The 24,563-nt window shown below is 63.4% G+C and carries 22 protein-coding genes; 15 read left to right on the top strand and 7 right to left on the bottom strand.

Annotated features, from left to right (window positions below):
- Window positions 1-12: 12 nt before the first annotated feature.
- Together ABIE35_RS17635 and ABIE35_RS17630 are read left to right on the top strand one after the other, a co-directional pair.
- Window positions 13-1,203, top strand: coding sequence for an alkaline phosphatase family protein (locus tag ABIE35_RS17635; RefSeq protein WP_354516956.1), 1,191 nt, complete (start codon window positions 13-15; stop codon window positions 1,201-1,203).
- Entirely contained in the window at window positions 1,196-1,936 is a 741-nt protein-coding gene (locus ABIE35_RS17630; RefSeq protein WP_354516954.1) for a thymidine kinase, read from the top strand. The genes ABIE35_RS17635 and ABIE35_RS17630 overlap by 8 nt, the downstream gene beginning before the upstream one ends.
- A 9-nt stretch (window positions 1,937-1,945) precedes the next feature.
- Here ABIE35_RS17630 and sepH read toward each other — a convergent pair whose 3' ends face one another.
- Window positions 1,946-3,286, bottom strand: a complete 1,341-nt coding sequence (sepH, locus tag ABIE35_RS17625; protein WP_354516952.1) for a septation protein SepH — start codon at window positions 3,284-3,286, stop codon at window positions 1,946-1,948.
- Between the two features lie 291 nt (window positions 3,287-3,577).
- On the opposite strand from sepH, the gene ABIE35_RS17620 reads away from it, so the two are divergent.
- Window positions 3,578-3,877, top strand: coding sequence for a DUF4193 domain-containing protein (locus tag ABIE35_RS17620; protein ID WP_354516950.1), 300 nt, complete (start codon window positions 3,578-3,580; stop codon window positions 3,875-3,877).
- Between the two features lie 36 nt (window positions 3,878-3,913).
- Here the strand turns inward: ABIE35_RS17620 and ABIE35_RS17615 are convergent, their stop codons facing one another.
- Entirely contained in the window at window positions 3,914-4,411 is a 498-nt protein-coding gene (locus ABIE35_RS17615) for a DUF3093 domain-containing protein (protein ID WP_354516948.1), read from the bottom strand.
- A gap of 104 nt (window positions 4,412-4,515) precedes the next feature.
- Here ABIE35_RS17615 and dut point away from each other — a divergent pair, with 104 nt between their 5' ends.
- From dut to ABIE35_RS17595, 4 genes are all read left to right on the top strand, one after another.
- Window positions 4,516-5,067: a dUTP diphosphatase gene (gene dut, locus ABIE35_RS17610; protein ID WP_502921393.1), complete on the top strand. Its 552-nt coding sequence runs from the start codon at window positions 4,516-4,518 to the stop codon at window positions 5,065-5,067.
- Between the two features lie 97 nt (window positions 5,068-5,164).
- Window positions 5,165-5,908: a DUF3710 domain-containing protein gene (locus ABIE35_RS17605; RefSeq protein ID WP_354516946.1), complete on the top strand. Its 744-nt coding sequence runs from the start codon at window positions 5,165-5,167 to the stop codon at window positions 5,906-5,908.
- A gap of 79 nt (window positions 5,909-5,987) precedes the next feature.
- The gene (locus ABIE35_RS17600) at window positions 5,988-6,278 is read left to right on the top strand and encodes a hypothetical protein (protein WP_354516944.1); all 291 of its coding nucleotides are present in this window, start codon (window positions 5,988-5,990) and stop codon (window positions 6,276-6,278) included.
- The gene (locus ABIE35_RS17595) at window positions 6,275-7,057 is read left to right on the top strand and encodes a DUF3159 domain-containing protein (protein ID WP_354516942.1); all 783 of its coding nucleotides are present in this window, start codon (window positions 6,275-6,277) and stop codon (window positions 7,055-7,057) included. The genes ABIE35_RS17600 and ABIE35_RS17595 overlap by 4 nt, the downstream gene beginning before the upstream one ends.
- Here ABIE35_RS17595 and ABIE35_RS17590 read toward each other — a convergent pair.
- Together ABIE35_RS17590 and ABIE35_RS17585 are read right to left on the bottom strand one after the other, a co-directional pair.
- Window positions 7,024-7,761, bottom strand: coding sequence for a potassium channel family protein (locus ABIE35_RS17590; RefSeq protein ID WP_354516940.1), 738 nt, complete (start codon window positions 7,759-7,761; stop codon window positions 7,024-7,026). The two genes, ABIE35_RS17595 and ABIE35_RS17590, sit on opposite strands and share 34 nt — an antisense overlap.
- Window positions 7,761-8,432 (bottom strand): potassium channel family protein, encoded by a 672-nt coding sequence (locus ABIE35_RS17585; RefSeq protein WP_172321966.1) that lies wholly within the window; start codon window positions 8,430-8,432, stop codon window positions 7,761-7,763. Before ABIE35_RS17585 ends, ABIE35_RS17590 begins: the two co-directional genes overlap by 1 nt.
- Window positions 8,433-8,548: 116 nt before the next feature.
- Between ABIE35_RS17585 and ABIE35_RS17580 the strand changes: the two genes are divergently transcribed.
- From ABIE35_RS17580 to ABIE35_RS17545, 8 genes are all read left to right on the top strand, one after another.
- Window positions 8,549-10,522, top strand: coding sequence for an APC family permease (locus tag ABIE35_RS17580; protein WP_354516938.1), 1,974 nt, complete (start codon window positions 8,549-8,551; stop codon window positions 10,520-10,522).
- On the top strand, window positions 10,523-11,896 hold the full coding sequence (locus ABIE35_RS17575) for a class I SAM-dependent RNA methyltransferase (RefSeq protein ID WP_354516936.1): 1,374 nt from the start codon (window positions 10,523-10,525) through the stop codon (window positions 11,894-11,896).
- A 232-nt stretch (window positions 11,897-12,128) separates the two neighbouring features.
- Window positions 12,129-14,936 (top strand): aconitate hydratase AcnA, encoded by a 2,808-nt coding sequence (gene acnA, locus ABIE35_RS17570; protein WP_354516934.1) that lies wholly within the window; start codon window positions 12,129-12,131, stop codon window positions 14,934-14,936.
- Window positions 14,937-15,113: 177 nt separating this feature from the next.
- On the top strand, window positions 15,114-17,087 hold the full coding sequence (gene dxs, locus ABIE35_RS17565; protein ID WP_354516932.1) for a 1-deoxy-D-xylulose-5-phosphate synthase: 1,974 nt from the start codon (window positions 15,114-15,116) through the stop codon (window positions 17,085-17,087).
- Window positions 17,084-17,650, top strand: coding sequence for a DUF402 domain-containing protein (locus ABIE35_RS17560; RefSeq protein ID WP_354516930.1), 567 nt, complete (start codon window positions 17,084-17,086; stop codon window positions 17,648-17,650). The genes dxs and ABIE35_RS17560 overlap by 4 nt, the downstream gene beginning before the upstream one ends.
- On the top strand, window positions 17,647-18,207 hold the full coding sequence (locus ABIE35_RS17555) for a hypothetical protein (protein WP_207597182.1): 561 nt from the start codon (window positions 17,647-17,649) through the stop codon (window positions 18,205-18,207). Before ABIE35_RS17560 ends, ABIE35_RS17555 begins: the two co-directional genes overlap by 4 nt.
- Before the next feature lie 31 nt (window positions 18,208-18,238).
- Window positions 18,239-18,457 carry a helix-hairpin-helix domain-containing protein gene (locus tag ABIE35_RS17550; protein ID WP_207597183.1) on the top strand — a complete coding sequence of 73 codons (219 nt, stop codon included), beginning with the start codon at window positions 18,239-18,241 and terminating at the stop codon, window positions 18,455-18,457.
- 9 nt (window positions 18,458-18,466) lie between these two features.
- Window positions 18,467-19,444, top strand: coding sequence for an aldo/keto reductase (locus tag ABIE35_RS17545; protein ID WP_354516929.1), 978 nt, complete (start codon window positions 18,467-18,469; stop codon window positions 19,442-19,444).
- A gap of 158 nt (window positions 19,445-19,602) precedes the next feature.
- On the opposite strand, the gene ABIE35_RS17540 is transcribed toward ABIE35_RS17545, so the two are convergent.
- The 3 genes from ABIE35_RS17540 to ABIE35_RS17530 form a co-directional block, all read right to left on the bottom strand.
- Window positions 19,603-21,747, bottom strand: a complete 2,145-nt coding sequence (locus ABIE35_RS17540; protein ID WP_354516927.1) for a 3-hydroxyacyl-CoA dehydrogenase NAD-binding domain-containing protein — start codon at window positions 21,745-21,747, stop codon at window positions 19,603-19,605.
- Window positions 21,744-23,006: a thiolase family protein gene (locus ABIE35_RS17535; RefSeq protein ID WP_354516925.1), complete on the bottom strand. Its 1,263-nt coding sequence runs from the start codon at window positions 23,004-23,006 to the stop codon at window positions 21,744-21,746. Before ABIE35_RS17535 ends, ABIE35_RS17540 begins: the two co-directional genes overlap by 4 nt.
- Window positions 23,007-23,196: 190 nt before the next feature.
- On the bottom strand, window positions 23,197-24,558 hold the full coding sequence (locus tag ABIE35_RS17530; protein ID WP_354516923.1) for an HRDC domain-containing protein: 1,362 nt from the start codon (window positions 24,556-24,558) through the stop codon (window positions 23,197-23,199).
- Between the last annotated feature and the right edge of the window lie 5 nt (window positions 24,559-24,563).

The raw sequence follows: 24,563 nt of genomic DNA, 5'->3' as shown, positions 1-24,563 counted from the left end.
ACCTCGTCCCCGGTGACCCACGATGCACCCGATCTTCCCGCCGCCCCACTGTTCGGGAGCAAATCGATCGCCGAAGTCTTCACGAGTTCTGCAGCTGCTCTCGGTGTGCCCGGGTTCACCAACCACTTGCAGGTGCCGGCATCCCAGCGTGTCTGCGTTGTCCTCGCCGATGGCTTGGGGCGCAACCTGCTCAAACAGAAGGCCTCTCACACACCCTTCCTCCGCTCAGTCCTGGCCGAAGGGCAGGGCAACGTCCCGCAGTGGATCGACTCAGCATTCCCCAGCACCACGGCAGCCTCCTTGGCGAGCCTGGGCACCGGCTTGCCCGCCGGACAACATGGCATGGTGGGATACGACGTCCTGGATCCAGCGCAGGACAAGATAGTGAACCTGCTGGGCAACTGGGATTCACAGGTGGATCCGGTGGAGTGGCAGCCCCATGCCACCGTCTTTGAACGACTGGCCGGGGAACTGGACGTGGTGACAGTCAGCCTGCCGCAATTCGGCAGTTCGCCCATGACGCAGGCCGCACTGCGGGGGAGCCGGTTTGTTGGCGGCACTACGCTGCATGCGCGGACGGCCGCGGCCGCGGAAGCAATGTCCGGTGGCGGACGTTCGCTGATGTACTTCTACCTCAATGAGCTGGACAAAGCCGGCCACCGCTATGGCTGCCAGTCGGACCGCTGGGAGCATCAACTCGAAGAACTGGATTCCGCGGTCAAACGGCTCTCCTCGACGCTCCCGGCAGGAACCACCATCCTGTTGACCGGTGACCACGGCATGGTGGACGTTCCCGAATCCCAGAGACTCGACTACTCCGCCGATGAATCCCTGGTGGCAGGGGTCAGGCACACTGCAGGGGAGCCGCGCATGGTGCACCTGTACCTTGAACCGGACGCCACGGTGGGTCATCGCGATGCCCTGCTCGCAGCCTGGCGTCATCGCTTCGGTGAGCGGATCTGGGCTTTCACCCGGAACCAGGCCATGGAGGCCGGATTGTTCGGTGCTGTCCGCCCCGAGGTTGCGCCGCGCATCGGCGATGTCATGATCGCCGCCCGCGACACCCTGGCACTGTATGACACCCGCCGCGCCCGCCCTGCTTCCCTGGAGGTAGTGGGCCAGCACGGTTCGCTGACCAAAGCCGAGCGCGAAGTTCCCTTGGTGTGTTTCGCTGCTGCCGGCAAGAAGGGCAAACGTGGCTGAACTGGTCTTCTTCTCAGGCACCATGGACTGCGGCAAGTCCACCCTTGCCCTCCAGATGGACCATAACCACCGCGCGAGGGGCCGCGGAGGTGTTCGCTTCAGCTGCAACGACCGCGCCGGATACTCCACCATCTCCAGCAGGTTGGGGCTCCACATCGACGCCGTGGAGGTTGAGAGTGGAACAGACTTCTGGGATGAAGTGGTGGTCCGCCGCACCAGCGGACTTCGCGTGGACTACCTTATTTGCGATGAGGCGCAGTTCTATACACCCGCCCAAGTGGAGCAATTGGCACGTGTGGTGGACGAGATGGAGGTGGATGTCTTCGCCTTTGGCATCACCTCCGACTTCCGCACCCGGCTGTTCCCCGGCTCACAGCGCCTCATTGAGCTGGCAGATAAGGTCCAAGTGCTGCAAGTGGAAGCATTGTGCTGGTGTGGGCGCCGGGCAACTCAGAATGCCCGGACGGTGAACGGCATCATGGTGGTGGAAGGCAAGCAGGTAATGGTGGGTGACGTGGCACCAGCCACCGGGGGCGAGAATGCCGAGGGCAATCCGGAGGCCGGCGTCGAAGGCCGTGAGGCTGTGGTGGGTTACGAGACCCTATGCCGCCGCCACTACATGCGGCGCGTCACGATGCACGGCGCCAACCTGATGGCAGGGGCGGACCAGCCGCTCCCTTTCGACATTGACGCCTGCCTCTGGCCGGGGGCCGGGGAGCTCCGCCGCAACTAGCCTTTGGAACTAGTCTCCGCGGGCTCCGAAGACGATCTCGTCCCAGCTGGGAATGCTGGACCGCTTTGGCCGTGAAGGCTGGCGTTCTGCGGGGGCATCGGCGTCCTTGCGATCCCCGGAGTCCTCGGGGTTCTTGGAATCATCGGCAGGGGTTTCGCTGTCGCGGTGATCTTCAGGAGATTCCTCCCGCGGAGAGTCCGTGTTGCGGACAGCGCTGTTGCCACCCAGGAGTTCGTCAAGCCCGGCAGGTTTGCGCCCTGTGAGGGAAGTGACGGGGCGCAGCGGGCCAGCTACCACTGTGATCTCCCGCGTTTCCGTACTGACGCCCTGGTGAAGCGTCAGCGAATCGTCGTCATCTTCGTCGTGGGGTTCGAAGTGCCGCGGTGCCAGGCTCAGCCGCGAGAGCATGGAGGGGCGCCCGTCTTTACGTGCAGGTTCCTCCGTGACGGCCGGAGCCGGTTCGGGATCTGCGGCGTTGTTTTCTTCGAGGTCTTCGTGCTCGCTCCCGGGCCGCGGGTGGGCTGCGGGAACGTTGCTCAGCAGCACCGCCAAGGCGTCGTCTCCGTCTTCGTCCACGCCCAGGCGCTGACCCCGTCGTGAACGGAGCATTTCCAGGAGGCTGTCCGATTCCTTGGCAGACGCGCGGGCGGCTGTCTCAGCATCGGTTTCGAAATCGAAGGGCCGGTCCGAGACGGCAGCGAGCCTGCGCGCGGGGACGGGGCCATCCAGCGGCTCGAGCTCGCTCAGTTGTTGGGCCCAGCGGTTGGCGTTCTGAAGGGACTTGCGCTGCGGGCTGAAGGTCCACATGGCAGGAGGTTCCTCACCGATGCTGCCGTGGGTGCCCGGTACCGTTTCGAAGCGTGCGACGACGGTCCAGGAACCGTCCGTACGGCGCCACGAATCCCATTCCACCGTGGCCGAATCGATGCCATGGGCAGCAAGTCTGTGGTCTACCATTTCACCCAGCGTGGCCGGGTTGTCGCCGAAGGCCGAACGATAGGCGTCGTGGCCGGGAGCAGGGGCAGCAACCTCGATGTTGCGTGCCTGCCTGGCTACGTACTCACGCTCTGCGAGGACGGGTCCTTCGTAGCGTTGGACGTTGGCGAGGGGCAGCCCGGACAACTCGGCCACTTCGGCCGCGGTGGCCCCACTGCGGATCCTGGATTGGATGTCTCGCGGGGACATGGCTATGGCTGTGTTGGCGGCGCGGGCCGCCACTTGGGCAGGGGTCCGGCTCGCCGCTGCCCTCAAGGCTTCGTCGATCGGAAGCTGGAACATCGCACCGCCGGGGCCGCTCAAAAGCAGATGCCCGCCGTCGTCGTGGACGCCTACCAGTCGTAGATCCTGCATAACACCCTCCACCACATGGCATAACTGACATTCGAAACTCTGCCACCCGCCGGGGTCTTTTCCTACTAGGAGCGAGGGCGTGCCGTGATATTCCGGTGAAACCGGCCTTGCGAGGAGTGTTTCGGTGCTTCTTGGCACGATTGGGGGCTATGGACTTTCGTGGGCCGGAAGAGGACAATCTGGCCGATATCGGGCACAAACTTGAGGCGTTAGGCGTTGCACCCTTACCCCGGCGGCGACGGCCGCCGGACCGGCGAGACCCACTGCAGGCAGGGAGGACTAGGAAGGACCATGGCCACCGATTACGATGCCCCTCGAAAGACCGAGGAAGACGTCAGCGAGGATTCCCTGGAGGAGCTCAAGACGCACCAGTCGGGGAAACAATCTTCCGCCGTGGACGTCGATGAGTCGGACCTTGCCGACGGCTTCGAGTTGCCGGGTGCTGATTTATCCGGCGAAGAACTCCTGATTCAAGTCCTGCCACCCCAACCGGACGAGTTCACCTGTTTCAATTGCTTCCTGGTGAAGCACAAGTCCCAAATCGCCACGGAGCGTGGCGGACATTTGTACTGCACGGAGTGCGAAGGCTAGGAACACCAGCGTGCCGGGTGTTCCTGCAGGGACGAGTCAGTCCCGCGGGGTGGAGAGCGCCGACACCAGTTCGTCAGGCCTGCGGGAAGAGGTAAGCCAGTACGGCGTCCGGTCCGCGGGGTCAGTGATCTCAATCTTGACTACGGGGTCGATCCAGCCACGGAAGCACATGTAGGCGAGTCCGTTGAGCCGGGGACCCCGCTCGGCGGTGGCTTCGCCTTTGGTGAAGGCCTGGACGGATCCCACGAACTTCCGGTCGATGCTGGCCCTGCCTACCCTGACCGTGGTGGGGGTGACCGTAATAGTGGGTGTTGAGAGCACCAACATGATGGTCATGATGGCCAGCAAGACCAAAGCCGCGATGATCCCCGTTGCCGCGCTGATGGGGCCGAACATCAGGATGCCGGCGCCGGACAGGCCCACCACCACAACCCAGATCCACACTGACGGCCACAGTTTCTCCGAGTAGAGGACCTCCGATGACGTCGGGGTGTTCCGGGCAGGAATGGGGGAGGATTGGTCAGGCGTAGGCATGCCTCCAGCTTATCCGGCGATGCGCTGCTGCTGCGTCCACCATCAGGGGGCATTGGCCGGTGGGCCGGGTGCGCAGGTTCCTGCTCCCAGTAGAATGGACCACTGTGAGCAATGAGACCGCAGTATTCAGCACAGACAGCGCCCCGGGAATCGCCAACGGCAGTGAGACCCCCGCGGCCTACGGAGCCCCCACCTTGGAAGTCCAGCTGAAAATGCTCGACGCCGGGTTGGAAGCGCCGTCCTACGCGCACCCGGGAGACGCCGGAGCCGATCTCCGCGCCCGCGAGGACGTACACCTCGCCCCAGGCCAGCGGAAACTTGTTCCCACGGGCGTTTCGATCGCGCTGCCGGATGGATTCGTAGCTCTTATCCACCCGCGGTCGGGACTCGCCACCAAGCATGGACTGACTGTCGTCAATGCTCCAGGCACTGTGGACGCAGGCTACCGGGGCGAGATCGCGGTGACTCTCCTGAACACCGACCAAGACCACGCCATCGACCTCAAGCGCGGCGATAGAATTGCACAGATGGTGATTCAGCGCGTTGAGTACGCGCGGTTCGTGGCCGTTGACCAGCTGACCGATTCCGTTCGTGGAACCGGCGGCTTCGGTTCCACAGGCGGCTTCAACGCACCGAAGCCCTCAGCAAACCACTGACCTGCCTACGTCGCAGGCATCGCCTTGGCGTGGTTTTACATGGTTCAACGTGGGTGCGGTTTACTTGGGGATAGACCACTACTAAGGAGAAAACCCAATGCTTTTTGGGCGCGGCAAGAAGTCCAAGGTCGAGCGGTCGGACACCGCCGGCACCGTCGAGGAATCCGGTGCTGAGGCACAAAGTCCTGAATCAGGCCAGCTTGGCACCCCCGGTGATTTCCGGCTTGCCAAGGGCCCCTTGGATATAGACGAGATCGAGGACCGTGACGGTTACGTGGACCTCGGGGCGCTACTGATCGCTCCTGCCGAAGGTCTCCAGTTGAGGCTTGAGGTTGAAGAAGCCACACAGCGCGTGGTGGCTGTGACCATGGACCTGGACGGTTCCAGCCTTCAGCTCCAGGCGTTTGCGGCTCCGCGTTCAGAAGGTCTGTGGGACGAGATCCGGGAACAGATCACCCAGTCCGTGGCCAGTCAGGGCGGGGAAACCGAAGAGGTTTCCGGAACCTTTGGCACCGAGCTGGTAGCCAAGTTGCCCGCTGAAGCGACTGATGGGAGCCGCGGTTTCCGTGCCGCGCGGTTCATGGGCGTGGACGGACCGCGCTGGTTCCTCCGTGGAGTTATTGGTGGGCAGGCTGCCTTGGAGCGTGACGCCGCCGCAGGGCTGGAAGAGCTTTTCCGCAGGGTAGTGGTGGTGCGCGGCGACAACCCGATGCCTCCGCGCGAACTGCTGCAGCTGCGCCTGCCCAAGGACGCTGCCGTGCCGGGACAGGCCGGCGCTCCGCAGGCTGCCCCGACCATGGAACAGCCCGAACGAGGGCCGGAGATCACCCAGATTGGCTGACACTTCGGGCGGGGGAGGAATAGCCGGCCAGCGTCCTCGGACGCAGGGAGTCCGTGATCTTCCTGCCCGGGGAAGGGCGGTGTGCACCGGCTTCATCGAGTCGGTGACGCATCAGCCGCCCAGCGACCAGCCATTTTTCTCCGCTGTTGTGGTCGATGCCTTGGGTCCCGGACCACATCAGGCCATCAGCGCAGGCGGAGTCCGGAAGCCCTACGACCGTCTTCGCGTCATTTGGCTCGGCAGGACACGCGTCCCCGGTATAGAGGCCGGTGTGCAGCTTCGCCTTAACGGCATGGTGACCCAACTTGACGGTTTGCCGGCCATGTTCAATCCACGCTACGAAATACTTTCCCGTCAGGAGCATCTATGACCGTGTCCAACGGATCAGAACCCAAGGACACCGGGGGCGCTGTTCCCGATCAAAGGACTTCGCCGCCGGATGATTCCCTCAAGCCGTCGGTGGAAGCCCCCAGCGTGTCCGATCTCGCTGCCGGCTACGCCGAAAAAGCCGGCCTTCACCGGAACAGCGCCGGGCATGTGGACATGCTGAAATCCGCCGGCGGGTGGCAGGGGATCGCTGAGAGCATTCTTCCGGGTCTGGTTTTCCTGGTGGTCTTCACCGTGACCCGTGATCTGACCCCCGCGTTGGTGGCGGCTTTGGCTGCCGCCGCGGTCTTCACCGTGGTCCGGTTGATCCAGCGGCGTCCCTTGACCCAGGCACTGGCCGGAGTGGTGGGCGTCGGTATTTCGGCGTGGTTGGCCAACACCACGGGCAAGGCAGAGGACTTCTACGTCCTGGGCTTTTTCACCAATATTGCCTACATCGCCGCCATGGTGCTCTCGATTGTCCTCAAATGGCCGGTGGCGGGCCTTCTTTTTGGTTTCGTCCGCAATGAGGGACTCGAGTGGCGCAAGGATCCCGAACGGCTCCGGGCTTACAAACTGGGAACCTGGATTGTGGTGGCGGTTCTCGCACTGCGCCTGGTAGTGCAGGTGCCGTTGTACTTCATGGGTGAGGACGGCCTGACAGCGTTGGCGACCACCAGGCTCCTGATGGGCGCACCGCTGTACATCCTGGGTCTCTGGGTAGCCTGGCTGCTCACCAAGCCTGCACCTCAGCCGTCGAAGCCGTCGTCCTCGGGGGACTGATCCGCGGCTGGGGACGTTTCCTCACGTGGTTCGCCGTCGTCGTCGGAACCAGGCGACAAAAGTGACCGGAGGCCGTCTTCGGCTGCGATGGTGGTGACGAAGAACAGCTCATCGCCGCCATCCAGGACATCGTCCCGGGTAGGCGTGATCGGCGCTTGGTCGCGCAGGATGGCTACCAGTGTTGCGTCCTCCGGCCAGTCGATCCCTCCGACAGTGCTGCCGATGACGTGGGAGTCGTGGGGGACGGTGAATTCGACAATCGAGGCCACACCGGTCTGGAGCGTCAGGAGGCGGACAATGTCGCCGATTTCCACGGCCTCTTCCACCAATGCCGTCATGAGCTGGGGGGTATTGACCGCGACGTCGACGCCCCAGGAATCATTGAACATCCAGTCGTTCTTGGGGTTGTTCACCCGGCCCACGGTGCGTCCCACACCAAACTCGGTCTTGGCCAGCAGCGACACCACAAGGTTGACTTTGTCGTCCCCCGTGGCTGAGACCACGACGTCGGCATCCTCAAGTTTTGCGTCCTGCAGGGTGCTGAGTTCGCAGGCGTCGCCCACCAACCAGCGGGCGCCCCGCAGTCCGCTGCGGCCAATGACCTCGGGCTTGAGGTCGATCAGCAATATCTGGTGCTTGTGGGCCAGAAGTTCGCGCGCAATGGACGAGCCGACGCTTCCTGCGCCAACAATGACAACTTTCACTAAGACTCCTTGGCGGGTGCTTTGGCGAGGATCCGGCTGATCTCGGAGGTTCTGTCCAGGCTCAGCATCGCGTGGACCGTATCGCCTTCCTGGTAAGCCGTGCCGGCCTGGGGGAGCACGCCCTCACCAAACCTGGTGAGGAAGGCTATGCGGATTCCCGAGGCCGCCTCGATCGAAGCGAGGCTGTGGCCAATCCAATCCTCATGCAGGTCCACTTCGGCCAGCACGAGCCGGCCTGAGGGCTCACGGTAGTCTCCGGCCAAATGCTGCTCCGGAAGAATGCGGCGAAGGACTTGGTCAGCGCTCCAGCGGACGGCCGCCACCGTGGGGATGCCCAGTCGTTGGTAGATTTCGGCGCGGCCGGGATCGTAGATCCGTGCCACGACGTGGGCAACGTGGAAGGTCTCGCGGGCCACTCGGGTGGCCAGGATGTTCGAGTTGTCGCCACTGGAGACGGCGGCGAAGGCGTAGGCCTCTTCGACGCCGGCCTGCTTGAGGGTGTCCCGGTCGAAACCCACCCCGGTGACCTTGCGGCCGGTAAAGGTATTGCGCAACCGGCGGAAGGCCCGCTCGTCCTGGTCGATGATGGCGACCGAATGGCCGGCATCCTCCAAAGTGTGTGCCAGGGTTGCGCCAACACGGCCGCAACCCATGATCACGAAGTGAGCCACCATGTCTCCTTTATCTGTGCTGTCCGTCCCGCTCGGTATGACTTTACCGGTGCGGCGTGGCTGCGCCTGCGAACGACCGTCATGACATCGATGGGGATTCAGAGTAGCTTTGCGGGGTGCTGACAATTTTGAATGCTGCGAAGCGGGTGTTGGTGGGCCGGCCAGTCAGGAATGACCGCCTGTCCCACACCTTGTTGCCCAAACGCATCGCTTTGCCGATCTTCGCCTCGGATGCGCTGTCTTCGGTAGCCTATGCCCCTGACGAAATTCTGCTGACACTTGCCCTCGCGGGAGTCAGCGCAGTGGCCTTCTCCCCACTTGTCGGCCTCGCGGTCATGGTGGTTTTGCTCACAGTGGTGGCGTCCTACCGGCAAAACGTCCATGCCTACCCATCCGGCGGCGGCGACTATGAAATCGCCAGCGTCAACCTGGGCAAGTATGCCGGGCTCACGGTGGCATCTGCCCTGCTGGTGGACTACGTGCTGACAGTGGCGGTGTCCATGTCCTCGGCCGCCACCTACCTCACTACGGCCATTCCGTCGCTGCACGGCCAGCAGGCACTTATCGCCACCATCGGCGTGGTCATCCTTGCACTGGTTAACCTCCGCGGCGTCAGGGAGGCCGGGACGCTCTTCGCCGTCCCCACCTATATCTTCATGGCATCCATCCTCGGCATGACCGCGGTAGGCATCTTCCAAGCAGCCACCGGGACGCTGGGTGAGGCACCATCCGCCAACTTCACCATCGTCCCTGAGCCAGGCTTCGACGAGGGACTGGTGGGCCTTGCCGGAGCTTTCCTGCTGCTGCGGGCCTTTTCCTCCGGGGCGGCGGCGCTCACAGGTGTTGAGGCCATCAGCAACGGCGTCCCCAATTTCAGGAAACCAAAGAGTAAGAATGCGGCCACCACCCTGCTGCTACTGGGCGTCATAGCCGCCTCCATGCTGGCCGGAATCCTCTACCTTGCCAACGCCACCAAGGTGCACATTGTCCTGGACCCCGCGCGCGAGTTCCTGGTGGATGGCAAACCCCTGCCGGAGGGCTACATCCAGACGCCTGCCATCAGCCAGATCGCGGACACCATCTTCGGCTCGGGCTCCATCCTTTTCTATGTCGTGGTGGCTGCCACGGGTGTGATCCTGGTGTTCGCCTCCAACACCGCCTTCAACGGATTTCCCGTGCTTGGCTCCATCCTTGCCCAGGACGGATACCTTCCCCGCCAGCTCCGTACCAGGGGTGACCGCCTTGCCTTCAGCAACGGTGTCCTCGCCCTGGCGGCCGGTGCCCTGGTGCTGATCCTCGCGTTCAATGCCGATGTCACCAAGTTGATCCAGCTGTATATTGTTGGCGTCTTCATCTCGTTCACAGCCAGCCAGCTCGGGATGATCCGCCACTGGGGCCGCGAGCTGAAGCTTGCCAGGGACAAGGCTGTCCGCCGGCGCATCTTCAAGTCGCGCACCATCAACATGCTGGGCTTTGGCATGACCGCATTGGTCTTGGTGATCGTCTTGATCACCAAGTTCGAGCAAGGTGCCTGGATCGCTTTGCTGGCCATGTTTGTCCTGTTCCTGATCATGTGGAGCATCCGTGCCCACTATGACAATGTGGCCAGGGAACTGGCCGTGGACGAGGACTCGTCCCCGCGCGCATTGCCCACCCGTGTCCACGCCGTACTGCTTGTCTCGCACGTCCGCAAGCCTGTGCTGAGGGCGTTGGCCTATGCCAGGGCGTCCAGGCCTTCACGTCTTGACGCAATTACCGTGGACATCAACACCGAGGAGACCGAGCACACCGTCCGGGATTGGGAGAAGCTGGAAATTCCGGTGCCCCTGACCGTCCTGGCCAGCCCTTACCGCGAGACCGTGACGCCCATCATGGATTACATCAAGAACATGCGCCGTGACTCGCCGCGGGACCTGATCGTGGTTTACATCCCCGAATATGTCGTGGGCAAATGGTGGGAACAACTGGTCCATAACCAGACAGCACTCAGAATCAAGACGAGGCTCCATTTTGAACCTGGAGTCATGGTTGCCAGCGTTCCGTGGCAGCTGAAATCCTCCGAAGAAGCAAAGGCACTGCAGGATACCTAAATGACCTCCCACAGCAATTCCCCCCACACCGATCACCCCGTCGATGACCACCAAGACGCGCCCGGTTCCGAACTGGTCGTCGACATTGGTCCCATCGCGCACGGAGGGCACTTCGTCGCGCGGCACGAAGGGCGCGTCATCTTCGTCCGGCACGCCATTCCGGGGGAGAAGGTCCGTGTCCGGTTGACTGACTCCGGTGACTCGTCGCGCTTCTGGCGGGCCGACGTCGTCGAAGTCCTTGAAGCTTCCCCCCACCGGGTCCCGCACTTCTGGAAGGCAGCGGATTCCCAGGCCTCCTGGCGCCGTGGCGGCCCGCCGGTTGGCGGCGCCGAGCTCGGGCATATCTCGCTGGAGCGCCAGCGTGCCCTGAAAGCCGAGGTGCTGGCTGAACAACTCAAACGGCTTGCAGGGCTTGACCTCGCCACCGAAGTGGAAGCCGTGGGGAACCATCACGACGACGGCCTCGGCTGGCGCACACGCGCCGGCTTTGCCGTGACCTCCAAAGGGCGGTTGGGCATGCATGCCCACCGCTCGGACGTTGTGCTTCCCATCAAGGAGATGCCGTTGGCTCTCCCGGGACTGAACGGCCTGAAGCTGTGGGACCTCGACCTCTCGGGCATTGCCCGCGTAGAGGTCGCCGTCCCGGCCAATGGTTCCAGGCCCCTGATACTCCTGGCGCCGGAGGAGGGGACGAACCCCAAGAGGGTGCACAGCATTCTGTCGCAGTTGCCGCATGATGTGTCCGTTGCCAGTTTCGACCCCAGCAAGGGAGAGGTCCTGCAGCTGCGGGGGAGGACCTGGGTGCAGGAGACCGCGGCCGGCCATGAGTACCGGGTCACTGGCGAGGGGTTTTGGCAGATCCACAAAGACGCACCGGAAACGCTGGTGGGCGCTGTGACGGACTATCTTTCGGGTGGCGGGTACTTGCAGCCTGGCGCCGCAGTTGCCGATCTGTACGCCGGTGCCGGGCTGTTCACGGCACCGCTGGCCGACGCGGTAGGTGTCACTGGCTCGGTGCTGTCCGTGGAGGGTGCCCCCGGCGCAAGCCGCGACGCGCGCAAGAACCTGCACGGCGAACCACAGGTGGAAATCGTCCAGGGGCGGGTGGAACGCGTGCTGCACCAGAGTGCCCGGAGCTTCGATTCCGTGGTGCTGGATCCGCCGCGGGCCGGAGCCGGTAAGGCTGTGGTCAAGCAATTGATGGCCACCGGTCCCCGCGCCATCGCCTATGTGTCCTGCGATCCCGCTTCCTTTGCGCGTGATCTGGGTTACTTCCATCAGGGGGGTTGGCGCCTCGAGTCACTGCGGGCCTTTGATCTTTACCCCCATACCCACCACCTCGAAACAGTGGGCCTGATCGTCCCTTCCGCATAGCCGGAGTGTCGCCCGCCCACCGGAGTGCGGCGGGCGGCACCAGGTTTGGGCGGCGACATGCCACTCTTGGGACGGATGCCACTACGATGGGCGTAGTAGCCCCGCTTCGCTGGAATCATCCCCGCGGACCGGGGTGGCCACGAGAGATGCCGCCCGGCTAAGTAAGGTCCGCCTAACTGGCTAGCGGCCAACCACGCGACAAAGATGAAACTGTTGCGAGAGGAGTCCTGCCATGAGCACTGTGGACAGCTTCGGTTCCAAAGGCGTACTGAATGTAGCCGGCACCGATTATGAAATTTTCCGGTTGAACTCCGTAGAGGGCGCAGACAGCCTTCCGTTCAGCCTTAAGGTATTGCTTGAAAACCTCCTGCGGACTGAGGATGGCGCCAATATTACGGCGGACCATGTCCGCGCCCTGGCCGGTTGGGATCCCAATGCGGAGCCCGATACGGAAATCCAGTTCACCCCGGCCCGCGTCATCATGCAGGACTTCACTGGTGTTCCCTGCGTCGTTGACCTCGCCACCATGCGCGAAGCAGTCAAGGAACTTGGCGGCGATCCCAAGCGCGTCAACCCCTTGGCGCCTGCAGAAATGGTCATCGACCACTCCGTCCAGATCGACGCCTTTGGTAACTCCGGCGCACTGGAGCGCAACATGGAGATCGAGTACCAGCGCAATGGTGAGCGCTACCAGTTCCTTCGCTGGGGCCAGACCGCGTTCGACGACTTCAAAGTTGTCCCCCCGGGAACCGGCATTGTCCACCAGGTCAACATCGAGTACCTGGCACGCACCGTGATGACCCGCGAGGTAGACGGCGTTCTTCGTGCCTACCCCGACACCTGTGTGGGCACTGACTCGCACACCACCATGGTCAACGGCCTTGGCATCCTGGGTTGGGGCGTCGGCGGCATCGAAGCCGAGGCAGCAATGCTCGGCCAGCCCGTCTCCATGCTGATCCCCCGAGTTGTGGGCTTCAAGCTCAAGGGCAGCATCCCGGCCGGCGCTACCGCCACCGACGTCGTCCTGACCATCACCGAAATGCTGCGCAAGCACGGCGTTGTTGGCAAGTTCGTTGAGTTCTACGGTGAAGGCGTTGCCGCTGTGCCGTTGGCCAACCGCGCCACCATCGGCAACATGAGCCCGGAATTCGGTTCCACGGCTGCCATGTTCCCCATCGACGACGTCACCCTGGAGTACCTGCGCCTGACCGGCCGTTCCGAAGCGAATGTCGCCCTCGTGGAGGCGTACAGCAAGGAACAGGGCCTCTGGCACGATCCCTCCCGCGAACTGCGCTTCTCCGAGTTCCTTGAGCTGGACCTGTCCACGGTTGTTCCGTCCATTTCCGGCCCCAAGCGTCCCCAGGACCGCATTGAGCTCACGGACGCCAAGGAGCAGTTCCGTAAGGACATCCACAACTACGTGGCCATCGAAGACGGCAGCGTCGACGAGTCACTGGACGAGTCGTTCCCGGCTTCGGATGCGCCGTCCTTTACTCACGCTGACTCGCACACCACCGAGACGGAGCGCGTTTACTCCGCCGCCAACGGTGCGCACGGCCGCCCGTCGTCCCCGGTCAAGGTCAAGACGGCCGACGGACGCGAGTTCGAGCTGGACCACGGGGCAGTGTCGATCGCGTCGATCACGTCCTGCACCAACACGTCCAACCCGTCCGTCATGCTGGCTGCCGCCCTCCTGGCACGCAACGCCGTGGACAAGGGCCTGACGTCCAAGCCGTGGGTCAAGACCTCTGTTGCCCCCGGCTCCAAGGTAGTCACTGACTACTACGAGAAGTCCGGCCTCACCCCGTACCTTGAGAAGCTCGGCTTCTACATTGTGGGTTACGGCTGCGCCACCTGCATCGGCAACTCCGGCCCGCTTGAGCCGGAAATCTCCGAGGCCATCCAGGCCAACGACCTCTCCGTTACTGCAGTCCTCTCCGGTAACCGCAACTTCGAAGGCCGCATCAACCCGGACGTGAAGATGAACTACCTGGCCTCTCCGCCGTTGGTCATCGCTTACGCACTGGCCGGTTCCATGGACTTCGACTTCGAGACCGATGCCCTGGGCACCGACTCCGAAGGCAACGAGGTCTTCCTGAAGGACATCTGGCCGAACCCCACCGAGGTGCAGGAAGTCATTGACTCCTCCATCGACGAGGCAATGTTCGCCAAGGGTTACGAGGGCGTCTTCGACGGCGACGACCGTTGGAAGGCACTGGACACCCCGGCCGGCGACACCTTCGCCTGGGCGGAAGACTCCACCTACGTACGGAAGCCCCCATACTTCGAGGGCATGAAGGCCCAGCCGGATCCTGTCCAGGATATTTCCGGTGCCCGCGTGCTCCTGAAGCTTGGCGATTCGGTCACCACGGACCACATCTCCCCGGCCGGTTCGTTCAAATCGGACACCCCGGCAGGCCAGTACCTGCTGGCCAACGGTGTGGAGCGCAAGGACTTCAACTCCTACGGTTCACGCCGTGGCAATCACGAAGTCATGATCCGTGGCACCTTCGCCAACATCCGCATCAAGAACCAGCTCCTGGACGGCGTTGAGGGTGGCTTCACCCGCGACTTCAGCCAGGAAGGTGCACCGCAGGCCTACGTCTACGATGCTGCCCAGAACTACCAGGCTGCGGGAACGCCGCTGGTGGTCCTGGCAGGCAAGGAATACGGCTCCGGTTCATCACGTGACTGGGCAGCAAAGGGCACGGCGCTCCTGGGCGTCAAGGCCGTCGTTGCTGAGAGCTACGAGCGCATCCACCGTTCCAACCTGATCGGCATGGGCGTTCTTCCGCTGCAGTACCCGGCTGGAGAGTCCGCAGCAACCCTGGGCCTGACCGGTACGGAAACCTTCGCAGTGGAAGGCGTCACCGAGCTGAACAACGGCACCACGCCGAAGACGCTCAAGGTGACAGCCACGGCTGAGGATGGCACCAGCAAGTCCTTCGACGCCGTCCTGCGCATCGATACCCCGGGTGAAGCGGACTACTACCGCAACGGCGGCATCCTGCAGTACGTTCTGCGCCAAATCAGCGCCTAGTGGACCAGCTGGTTTCCAGCTGAATCCGACGCCAGACAGCCCCGGCCGGTCGCCTGACCAGCCGGGGCTGTTGCCGTCCCGGTATCGATCTCACACAGTGCGCCAGCGTGGGGAAACACGCGGGTCCCGGGCACGCGCTAAAGTTAACAAGCACGTCATTCACCCTAAGGAGGGCCGTTGGGACTTTTGGAAACCGTCAAGGATCCACAGGACCTGGCCAAACTGTCCGGCACCGAGCTGGAACAACTGGCTGGCGAAATCAGGGAATTCCTGATCACCAACGTAGCCGCGACAGGCGGACACCTGGGCCCCAACCTTGGCGTCGTTGAACTCACCCTGGCCGTCCACCGGATTTTCGAGTCCCCTCGGGACAGCATTGTCTTCGACACCGGGCATCAGTCCTACGTGCACAAGCTGCTCACCGGCCGCCAGGATTTCAGCACCCTCCGCCAGCAGGGTGGGCTCTCCGGATATCCGGAGCGCGCTGAGTCAGAGCATGACATTGTGGAGAGCTCCCACGCCTCGTCCTCCCTGTCCTGGGCCGACGGCATTTCGCGGGCCCGCCAGCTGACCGGCGAAGGTGACCGGTTCGTCGTCGCGGTGGTGGGCGACGGCGCACTCACCGGTGGCATGACGTGGGAAGCCATCAACAACATTGCCGCTGACAAACGGCGGCGCGTTGTCATAGTGGTCAATGACAACGGGCGTTCCTATGCACCCACTGTTGGCGGTTTTGCCGACTACCTCGCTTCGCTGCGCCCCACCATCGACTCCCTGCGCACCACCCCGGCGTACGAGCGCATGCTGGACTGGTGGAAGAAAAAGCTCCAGAACGGCGGACCCGCCGGGCAGTTCACCTACAAGAGCCTGCACGCCATGAAGAAGGGCATCAAGGACTGGTGGGCTCCCCAGGGCATGTTCGAAGACCTGGGCATGAAATATATCGGTCCGGTGGACGGGCACAGTCTCCAGGCCATGGAGAATGCGCTGAACACTGCCAAGGCCTACGGAGGCCCGGTGATCGTGCACGCGATGACCGAGAAGGGCCACGGATACGCCCCGGCCCTGGCCAACGAGGCAGACCAATTCCACGCCGTGGGGATCATCGACCCCGAAACGGGCGAGTCCACAGAGATGCCTGGCGCCAGGTCATGGACCTCGGTGTTTGCTGAGGAGATCGCGGACATCGCCGATGAGCGCGAGGACATCGTGGGCATTACAGGCGCCATGCTGATTCCCGTGGGCCTGCACAAGTTTGCCGAGCGGCACCCGGAACGCGTCATCGACGTCGGCATCGCTGAGCAGCACGCCCTCACGTCGGCTGCAGGCATGGCCTTCGGGGGCCTTCATCCCGTCGTGGCGGTGTATGCCACCTTCCTCAACCGGGCCTTTGACCAGCTCCTCATGGATGTGGCCCTGCATAAGGCCGGGGTAACGATTGTCCTGGACCGGGCCGGCGTCACCGGCCCGGACGGGCCCAGCCACCACGGCATGTGGGATATGGCCATGGTCCAGATCGTGCCGGGACTCCATTTGGCCGCACCCCGCGATGCCACCAGGCTCCGGGAAGAACTGCGGGAGGCCGTCGCGATTGACGACGCTCCCACAGTGGTGCGGTTCTCCAAGGGCAGCGTCGGTTCCGAGGTTGAAGCGATTGAACGGCTTCACGACGGCGTTGACATCCTTGCCCGCCGACCCGAGGGTTCCACCGAAAACGACGTCCTCATCGTCAGTGTGGGTGCCATGTCTGAACTCGCGCTGGATGTGGCCGGCCGGCTGGGCGCCCAAGGGATCAGTTCCACTGTGGTGGACCCCCGCTGGGTCCTTCCTGTCCGTAAATCGATCATTGCCCTCGCTGCCCGCCATCGCCTGGTCATCTGCATTGAAGACGGTGTGCGAGCTGGTGGCGTTGGCTCCCGCATCCGGCAGGAGATGCGTGCTGCGGGGGTGGACACGGCCCTCAATGAAGTCGGTTTGCCGGTGGAGTTCCTGGTCCACGGCTCCCGGAGCCAGGTCCTGGAGCGCGTTGGACTCACCGCCCAGAAGATAACGCACGACGTCGTAGCCCAGGTTTTGGGGACCAAGGTCCCCTTCGCGAGGCCCCTCCCAGGTCAGGAACACCCCACCACCGGCAGTCTGCCCACGTTGTGATGGACAACCGCGGACCGGGCGCACTGCAGCCCGGCGACCTCGTTGTGTCGAGGAACAGGAAATGGAACGGCAAAGCCCATTGGGTGGTGCCAGGCAGGTATCTTGGCGAAGACATTCACGGCTGGTGGATTTTCCAGGGCGCCGGGGAGTTCTGTTCCCGTCCCGGGGCAGCCTTCTACACAGCATCGGACGCGGTCCTGCTGGTCCCGAGGACCGGCGAGTTCGTCGCGACCTTTTACGACGATACTTATCCGGGTGACTTCAGGATCTACGTTGACCTCGCCACGTCCCACGGCTGGAACGTCATCAGGCCCGGTGTCACGGAGTTCCATATGATCGACATGGACCTGGACGTGATCCGCTCCACCCGGCATGGTGTGTTTGTTGATGATGAAGACGAGTTTGAGCAGCACCGGGTGGCCATGGGCTATCCGGACGAAACAGTGGCCGCTATGCGCACGGAATGCGCAGCCCTCTTTGAGGCTGTGGCGGCCATGAAAGCACCGTTCGATGTCACTGGTGCCAGCACCAGCGCCGAATGGTTCAGGAAAGGACGGGCATGAGCGGCATTATTCGCACGTACAAGCGGGACGATGAGGGAGTGCTTCACTTTCGGGAAGCCTGGTACGACGACGAGGACCAGCAGTTTGTCATCAATCACGGCGTAGTGGGTCATCAGAGCAAAACCGACGAAACCGGCGTGGAGGATGAATCCTCGGTGGAGGGCCTGATGTCGGCATTCGCTGCGCAGTGCGAGGAAGACGGATACGCGGAGATTCCAGAGTCGGAGCAGTTCTGGGTTGTTGCCCAAATTGCCCTCAAGACCAAGGACGGCACCGAGCGTGACCGCCATCTCGAACGGAAAGCCAAGGCCGCCCTGACAGGGGAACTGGCATGGCGTGGGTTGGGCATCGTGGACCGGTCCGAAATAGGGAACGGCCACCTGAACATCTTCTGCCTCTGCCCGGACGTCAACAAGGCCGTGAACGCCATCAAGATCTGTGTTCGTGGTGAGGACCTGGACTTTACCAAACTCACCATTGCCGCGGCGCCCCACAGCGAGCCCGACGCCTTCCGCCTGAAGCACTCGCCCAAGCAGGGCGTGGGCTTTACTCTCTAAGTAGCACCCCAAAGCACCAGGAGGGACTTCCATGGCGTCCAAGAGCAACTGGCCCGGACACACACCATTGCCCAAGGGGCTCGCTGCACCAGCGAGACGGGCTTTGGCGCACGAGGGGATTGAGACCCTGGAGCAGTTGGCGGAATTCGGAGAGGTGAAAATCTCCAAGCTCCACGGCATGGGGCCGGTGGCCATCGCCCAGCTTGAGGACGCCATGGAGGAATCGGGAATCTCCTACAGCGGCGGCTAGGCTGATTTCATGACTGAATACCGACGCCTTGGCCATTCCGGATTGACCGTCTCAGCCGTTGGGCTGGGCTGCAATAACCTGGGGCGCGCCAATACGCCCACCGAGTCCCAGGAGGGCACGGACGGCGTTGTCCATGCCGCCCTTGATGCCGGAGTGACCTTCTTTGACGTTGCCGATGTCTACGGACGCGAGCCGGGCCTGAGCGAGGCCATGCTTGGCAAGGCGCTCAAGGGCCGGCGTGACGACGTTGTCATTGGCACCAAGTTCGGCATGGACATGAAGGGAGTGAACGGCAACGATTTCGGCGCCCGCGGTTCGCGCCGCTACATTGTGAAGGCAGTCGAAGCATCGCTCCGCCGACTGGATACGGAGTGGATTGATCTCTACCAGTTCCACACTCCTGATCCCCTGACACCGATCGAAGAGACGCTAGCAGCGTTGGATGATGTGGTGTCAAGCGGCAAGGTCCGCTACATCGGACATTCGAATTTCGCGGGCTGGCAGATCGCCGAAGCGGAGTTCGTCGGGCGCCAGCTTGGGGGTGCCCGCTTCATCTCGACGCAAAATCATTACAACCTGCTGGATCGCCGGGCTGAACTCGAAGTCCTGCCGGCCGCCGGGGCTTTCTCCTTGGGTGTGCTCCCGTATTTTCCGCTTGCCAACGGGCTGCTCACCGGAAAGTACTCTGCCGGCAACGCGCCTGAGGGTACCCGCCTGAGCCACACGCGCACCAACCTGGTCCACGACGCCGACTGGGATCAACTGGGTCGCTTCGGCCAGTTCGCCAAGGAGCGGGGCATCACTGAATTGCAGTTGGCCTTCTCCTGGCTTGCCGCGCAGCCCGGCGTCGGCAGCGTCATCGCGGGCGCCACCCGTCCGGAGCAGATCCGCCAGAACGCCGAAGCCGTTTGTTGGGTTCCTACACCGGAAGACCGGGCTGAACTGGATGAGATCTTCCCGCGGGCTCCTAAAGTGGCACTGTTCTAGCCCGCTATCATATCCCGCCCACCTTCAGGCGCCCCTCTCTCACAAAACAGACTTTAAACGGAACGCTCTCTCACCTCGGTGAGAGAGCGTTCGGGTTTGGGCCGCGGGATGTGAGAGAGGGATCGGCTTAAGGGCGCGGGATGTGAGAGAGGGACGGATCAGGCCGGTGCCGAGGCAATCCCCGGTGCCAGGAACCTCTTGCCGTTGACTCGTTCCGAAGCGCCCACGCGATCCAGGTACGGTGTGATGCCTCCGAGGAACATCGGCCAGCCGGCGCCCATGATGACGCAAAGGTCGATGTCTTCCGGTCCGGCGACCACGCCCTCGGCGAGCATGAGCCCGATTTCCTCCGCCAAGGCATCCTGCGTGCGTCGAAGGACGTCGTCGCCGGTGGACGGGGTGTCGCCGAAGGACATGATGGCCAAGGTCTCAGCCGGGATAACAGGAGTCCCATCGGGGCCTGGGACCCACAATGACTTTACTCCGTTGTCGATGAGCTTCTGCAGGTTCTGTGAGACGGGGAACCGGTCGCCGAACGCTGTGTGCAGGGACTCCTGCACATGCTGGGCGACCGGCAGGCCCACCATGGCAGCCAGGGTGAACGGTGACATCGGCAACCCCATGGGACGCAGGGCATTGTCAGCGACGTCGGCAGGTGTTCCTTCGTCGAACGCTGCGATGACTTCACCCATGAGGCGGAGCAGGATGCGGTTGACCACAAAGGCAGCGGCATCCTTGACCAGCACGGCGGTCTTCTTGAGTCCCTTGGCGAGTTCGAACGCGGTGGCCAGCACGGCGTCGTCCGTCTTGGGTGCCCGCACAATCTCCAGGAGCGGCATGACAGCCACCGGGTTGAAGAAGTGGAAGCCCACCAGGCGTTCCGGGTGCTTCAAGTCTTCGGCCATGGCAGTGACAGACAGTGAAGACGTGTTGGTGGCCAGGATGCATTCAGGAGAAACAATTGCTTCCACCTCCGCGAAGACTTGCTTCTTGATGTGCAGTTCTTCGAAAACGGCCTCGATGACGAAGTCGGCGTCGGCAAAGGCTTCTTTGGAGACCGATCCCGTGATGAGCGCTTTGGTCCTGTTGGCGGCGTCGGGCTTGATCCGCTTCTTCGCCAGCATCTTGTCCACTTCGGCGTGGACGTAGGCAACGCCCTTGTCCACCCGTGCCTGATCGATGTCCGTCATGACGACCGGAACTTTCAACTGTCGGGCGAACAGCAGGGCCAGCTGGCTTGCCATCAGCCCTGCGCCCACCACACCGATCTTGGTGACCGGACGGGCGAGCTTGCGGTCAGGAGCACCCGCAGGACGCTTTGAGCGTTTCTGGACGAGGTCCAGGAAAGCGTACACGGTGGAGCGGAACTCGTCGGTCTGCATGAGCCCTGCGAGGGTCTCACACTCGAGTTCCGCCGACTCCGACTGAGTCATGGTGCGGTTGGCTTCCATGACCTCCAGGACCTTCGCCGGGGCAGGGGAGGCGTTGGAGGTCTTGGACTCCACAAAAGTCCGTCCAGCGGTGACTGCGGCTGCCCACCGCCCAGCGACTGCGTCGTCGGCGGCATCTACGGAATTCTTCCGCTCAGGCGTGACGTCGCCTGAAATGACGCTTGCCGCCCATGCGAGCGACTGTTCCACGAAGTCGGCGGGCTCGAAGATGGCATCGGCCACTCCCAGCTCGAATGCCTGCGGTCCAGTGAGTGTCCGGTTGTTGCTCAGTGGATTCTCGATCATAACCTTGACGGCGTTCTCGGGACCTATGAGGCGCGGCAGGATATAGACGCCGCCCCACCCCGGCACGAGGCCGATGAAAGCTTCGGGGAGGGCCAAGGCGCCGGCACCGGTGGAAACGGTCCGGTACGTGGACTGCAGCGCGATTTCGAGTCCGCCGCCCAAGGCAAGGCCGTTGATGAAGGCAAAGCTTGGCACGCCAAGGTTTGCCAGGGTGCTGTAGACGGCGTGGCCAAGCTGTGCCATCCAGAGGCCGTGCTCGCGCTCCTTGAGCGTTTTGACGGCTGACAGGTCGGCGCCGGCCACCAGGAAGTACGGCTTGCCAGTAACACCGACGCCCACGATTTCACCCCGTGAAGCGCGTTCCTTGAGCTGGTCCAGGACGCCGCCCAGTTCAACGAGCGTATTGGGGCCCAAGGTGGTGGGCTTGGAGTGGTCCAGGCCATTGTCCAAGGTGATCAGCGCGAAGGTTCCTGCGCCACCGGGCAGCTGAACGTCCTGCACGTAGGAGTGGGTGACCACTTCGTCAGGGAAAAGGGCGGCGAGCTTCTGGAATTCTGCGGCGCTCATGCGGCGGCTCCTTCGGTGGTGGCGGTCTCAGCAGTGGAGGAAACGTAGTCGGCGTGGTGCGGGTTTTCCCAGATCACTGTGGCACCCATGCCCAGGCCGATGCACATAGTGGTGATGCCATAGCGCACTGAGGGATCTTCCTCGAATTGTCGGGCCAGCTGGTTCATCAGTCGGACGCCGGAGGATGCAAGCGGATGTCCGACGGCGATCGCCCCACCGTAGCGGTTGACGCGGGAGTCGTCGTCTGCGATGCCGAAGTGGTCCAGGAAGCTCAGTACCTGGACCGCAAAGGCCTCGTTGATCTCGAAGAGGCCGATGTCCTCGATTCCCAGTCCGGCGTTCTTGAGCGCCTTTTCCGTCGCCGGAACGGGGCCGATGCCCATAACCTCCGGTTCTACCCCGGCAAAGGCGTAGGAGACAAGGCGCATCTTGACTGAGAGTCCCAGCTCTTCAGCGGCTTCGGCCGAAGCGAGAACAGCGGCGGTGGCGCCGTCATTCAGGCCGGCGGCATTTCCGGCAGTGACGCGGCCGTGGGCACGGAAAGGGGTGCGCAGTTCGGCGAGGTCGGCCACCGTAGTTCCGGGGCGCGGGGGTTCGTCCGTGGTGTGGAGCGCCCAGCCCTGGCCCGGCTTCATGGTGGCCACGGGGACGAGGTCGTGCTGAATTTGCTCGTTGGAGTACGCTGCGGCGAGCTTGGCTTGTGAAGCCGCGGCGTAAGCATCAGTGCGGTCCTTGGTGATGGCCGGGAAACGGTCGTGCAGGTTTTCTGCCGTGTTGCCCATGTTCAGGGCAGCCGGGTCCACCAGCCGCTCGGACATAAACCGCGGATTCGGGTCGGCTCCGGCTCCCATGGGGTGGTTGCCCATGTGTTCCACTCCGCCGGCAATAACGACGTCGTAGGCGCCGAAGCCGATGCCGCTCGCCGTGGTGGTTACGGCCGTCATGGCGCCTGCGCACATACGGTCGATGGCGAAGCCGGGAACGGTGCGCGGAAGACCGGCCAGCAATGCGGCGGTGCGCCCGATGGTCAGGCCTTGGTCGCCGGTCTGTGTGGTGGCGGCAATGGCTACCTCGTCCACGCGGTCCGCGGGCAGTGACGGGTTGCGCCGCATCAGTTCGCGGATGCACTTCACCACGAGGTCATCGGCCCTGGTGCCCGCGTAGATTCCCTTGTCGCCGGCTTTGCCGAAGGGGGTGCGGACTCCGTCCACGAAAACCACATCGCGGACATTCCTTTGGGCACTGCGTGTTGGACTCATGTATTAACTCCTCGTTGAGACATGGTGCCGGCCCGCGTCGCGGGTGCTCCGGTTGGCATTAACGCAATGTTACTCGTGGGTAACTTACGGTGCAAGGTGTGTCGACCGCCAGCCGAATGAGCCCGGAGACGCGAAAGGCCCGCCGCCGCGAACCGTAGTTCGGGTGACGGGCCCGGCAGCTTGGACAGGCTCAGGCGAGGTCCGTTGGCTGTTGGGTTTCCTGGGGCTGCCTGCCGTCCTTCGCTTTGGACTCTTTGGCCGGCAGGGGTTTGGGGTTCAAGCAGGCGTCGGTGAGGATCGGTGCGGCGAAGGAGACCTGCCATTCGCGGGCACCCAGCGCCCGCAATTCAGCAGCTACCGCTTCCAGTGATATGTCCGCTGGTGGCCGCCAGGTAATGCGCCTCAGGAAGTCCGGTGTCAGCAGGTTCTCCACCGGCAGGTTGAGTTCGTCAGCCTTGGCCTGCAGTGCGGGCCGTGCGGTGGCCAGGCGTGCTGCAGCCTCCGGGTCTCGGTCCACCCACACCCGCGGCGGTGGTGGAGCATTGGTGGGCAGATGCAAGGGGGGAACATCAGTCAGGGTGCGGGCGCTGGTGATGCATCGTAGCCATCGCGGTGCCTCGCGTTGGGCAGAGCGGCCGTGGAATCCCTTGGTGGCCAGTAGCTGGGGGACAGTGGTGGGCATTGCTTTGGCGGCTGCCACCAGGGCCGAATCAGGAATCAGGCGCCCCGGCGCCACATCGCGTTTACGTGCCAACTGATCGCGCTCCTGCCAGAGTTCGCGGACTGCTGCCAACTGACGGCGGTCCCGGATCTGGTGCAGACCGGACGTCTTCCGCCAGGGATCCACGCGGGGCGGGGAAATACCGGCGGCAAGGATGCCGGCGAATTCCTGCTCGGCGTACTCCAGCTTGCCGTCGGCCTCCAGCAGTTCGATAAGCTCTTCGCGCAATTCCGCAAGAACTTCGACGTCGAGTGCTGCGTACCGGAGCCAAGGCTCGGGGAGTGGGCGGGTGGACCAGTCGGCTGCCGAGTGTTCCTTTGCCAGGCCGAATCCGAGGAGTTGTTCGATGACGGCCGCCAGGCCCACCCGGGGAAGGCCGGCAAGGCGGGCGGCAAGTTCGGTGTCGAACAGTTTGTCAGGCCACATGCCGAGTTCGGACAGGCAGGGAAGGTCCTGGGTGGCTGCATGCAGGATCCATTCGACGCCTCGGAGTGCCTCGTTGATGATGTTCAGGTTGTCAAAAGGCTCGGGGTCGATCAGCCAGGTTCCCGCTCCGTCGCGGCGGATCTGCACCAGGAAGGCGCGCTGGCCGTAACGGAAGCCGGAGGCGCGCTCTGCGTCCACCCCGGCCGGTCCTGTTCCGGCGGCGATGGCGGCGGCGCACCGTTCAAGTCCGGCGGGAGTATCTATGACCAGGGGAACGCCTTCGCGTGGCGTGTCGAGATCGATGACTTCGGGGACGTGGCTGTCAAAGCCGTCTACCTTGATGTGGGTGGTGGGATCAGCAACCGGATCGCCGGCTGTGGTTTTATCCAGATTTTCAGGGGTCATGGTGG

Origin of the sequence: Paenarthrobacter sp. 4246 (assembly GCF_040546855.1) — a bacterium.
Lineage (GTDB): Bacteria > Actinomycetota > Actinomycetes > Actinomycetales > Micrococcaceae > Arthrobacter.
Note: the sequence above shows the minus strand (reverse complement) of the source record. Positions and strands in the feature narration are given on the sequence as shown.

Bases quoted from the DNA above. Each gene is read 5' to 3' on its own strand.
- ABIE35_RS17555 (WP_207597182.1), top strand. From the start codon at position 17,647: ATGAGCGGCATTATTCGCACGTACAAGCGGGACGATGAGGGAGTGCTT.
- sepH (WP_354516952.1), bottom strand. From the start codon at position 3,286: ATGCAGGATCTACGACTGGTAGGCGTCCACGACGACGGCGGGCATCTG.
- ABIE35_RS17545 (WP_354516929.1), top strand. From the start codon at position 18,467: ATGACTGAATACCGACGCCTTGGCCATTCCGGATTGACCGTCTCAGCC.
- ABIE35_RS17575 (WP_354516936.1), top strand. From the start codon at position 10,523: ATGACCTCCCACAGCAATTCCCCCCACACCGATCACCCCGTCGATGAC.
- ABIE35_RS17615 (WP_354516948.1), bottom strand. From the start codon at position 4,411: ATGCCTACGCCTGACCAATCCTCCCCCATTCCTGCCCGGAACACCCCG.
- ABIE35_RS17550 (WP_207597183.1), top strand. From the start codon at position 18,239: ATGGCGTCCAAGAGCAACTGGCCCGGACACACACCATTGCCCAAGGGG.
- ABIE35_RS17535 (WP_354516925.1), bottom strand. From the start codon at position 23,006: ATGAGTCCAACACGCAGTGCCCAAAGGAATGTCCGCGATGTGGTTTTC.
- ABIE35_RS17620 (WP_354516950.1), top strand. From the start codon at position 3,578: ATGGCCACCGATTACGATGCCCCTCGAAAGACCGAGGAAGACGTCAGC.
- ABIE35_RS17605 (WP_354516946.1), top strand. From the start codon at position 5,165: ATGCTTTTTGGGCGCGGCAAGAAGTCCAAGGTCGAGCGGTCGGACACC.
- ABIE35_RS17540 (WP_354516927.1), bottom strand. From the start codon at position 21,747: ATGAGCGCCGCAGAATTCCAGAAGCTCGCCGCCCTTTTCCCTGACGAA.
- acnA (WP_354516934.1), top strand. From the start codon at position 12,129: ATGAGCACTGTGGACAGCTTCGGTTCCAAAGGCGTACTGAATGTAGCC.
- ABIE35_RS17595 (WP_354516942.1), top strand. From the start codon at position 6,275: ATGACCGTGTCCAACGGATCAGAACCCAAGGACACCGGGGGCGCTGTT.
- ABIE35_RS17530 (WP_354516923.1), bottom strand. From the start codon at position 24,558: ATGACCCCTGAAAATCTGGATAAAACCACAGCCGGCGATCCGGTTGCT.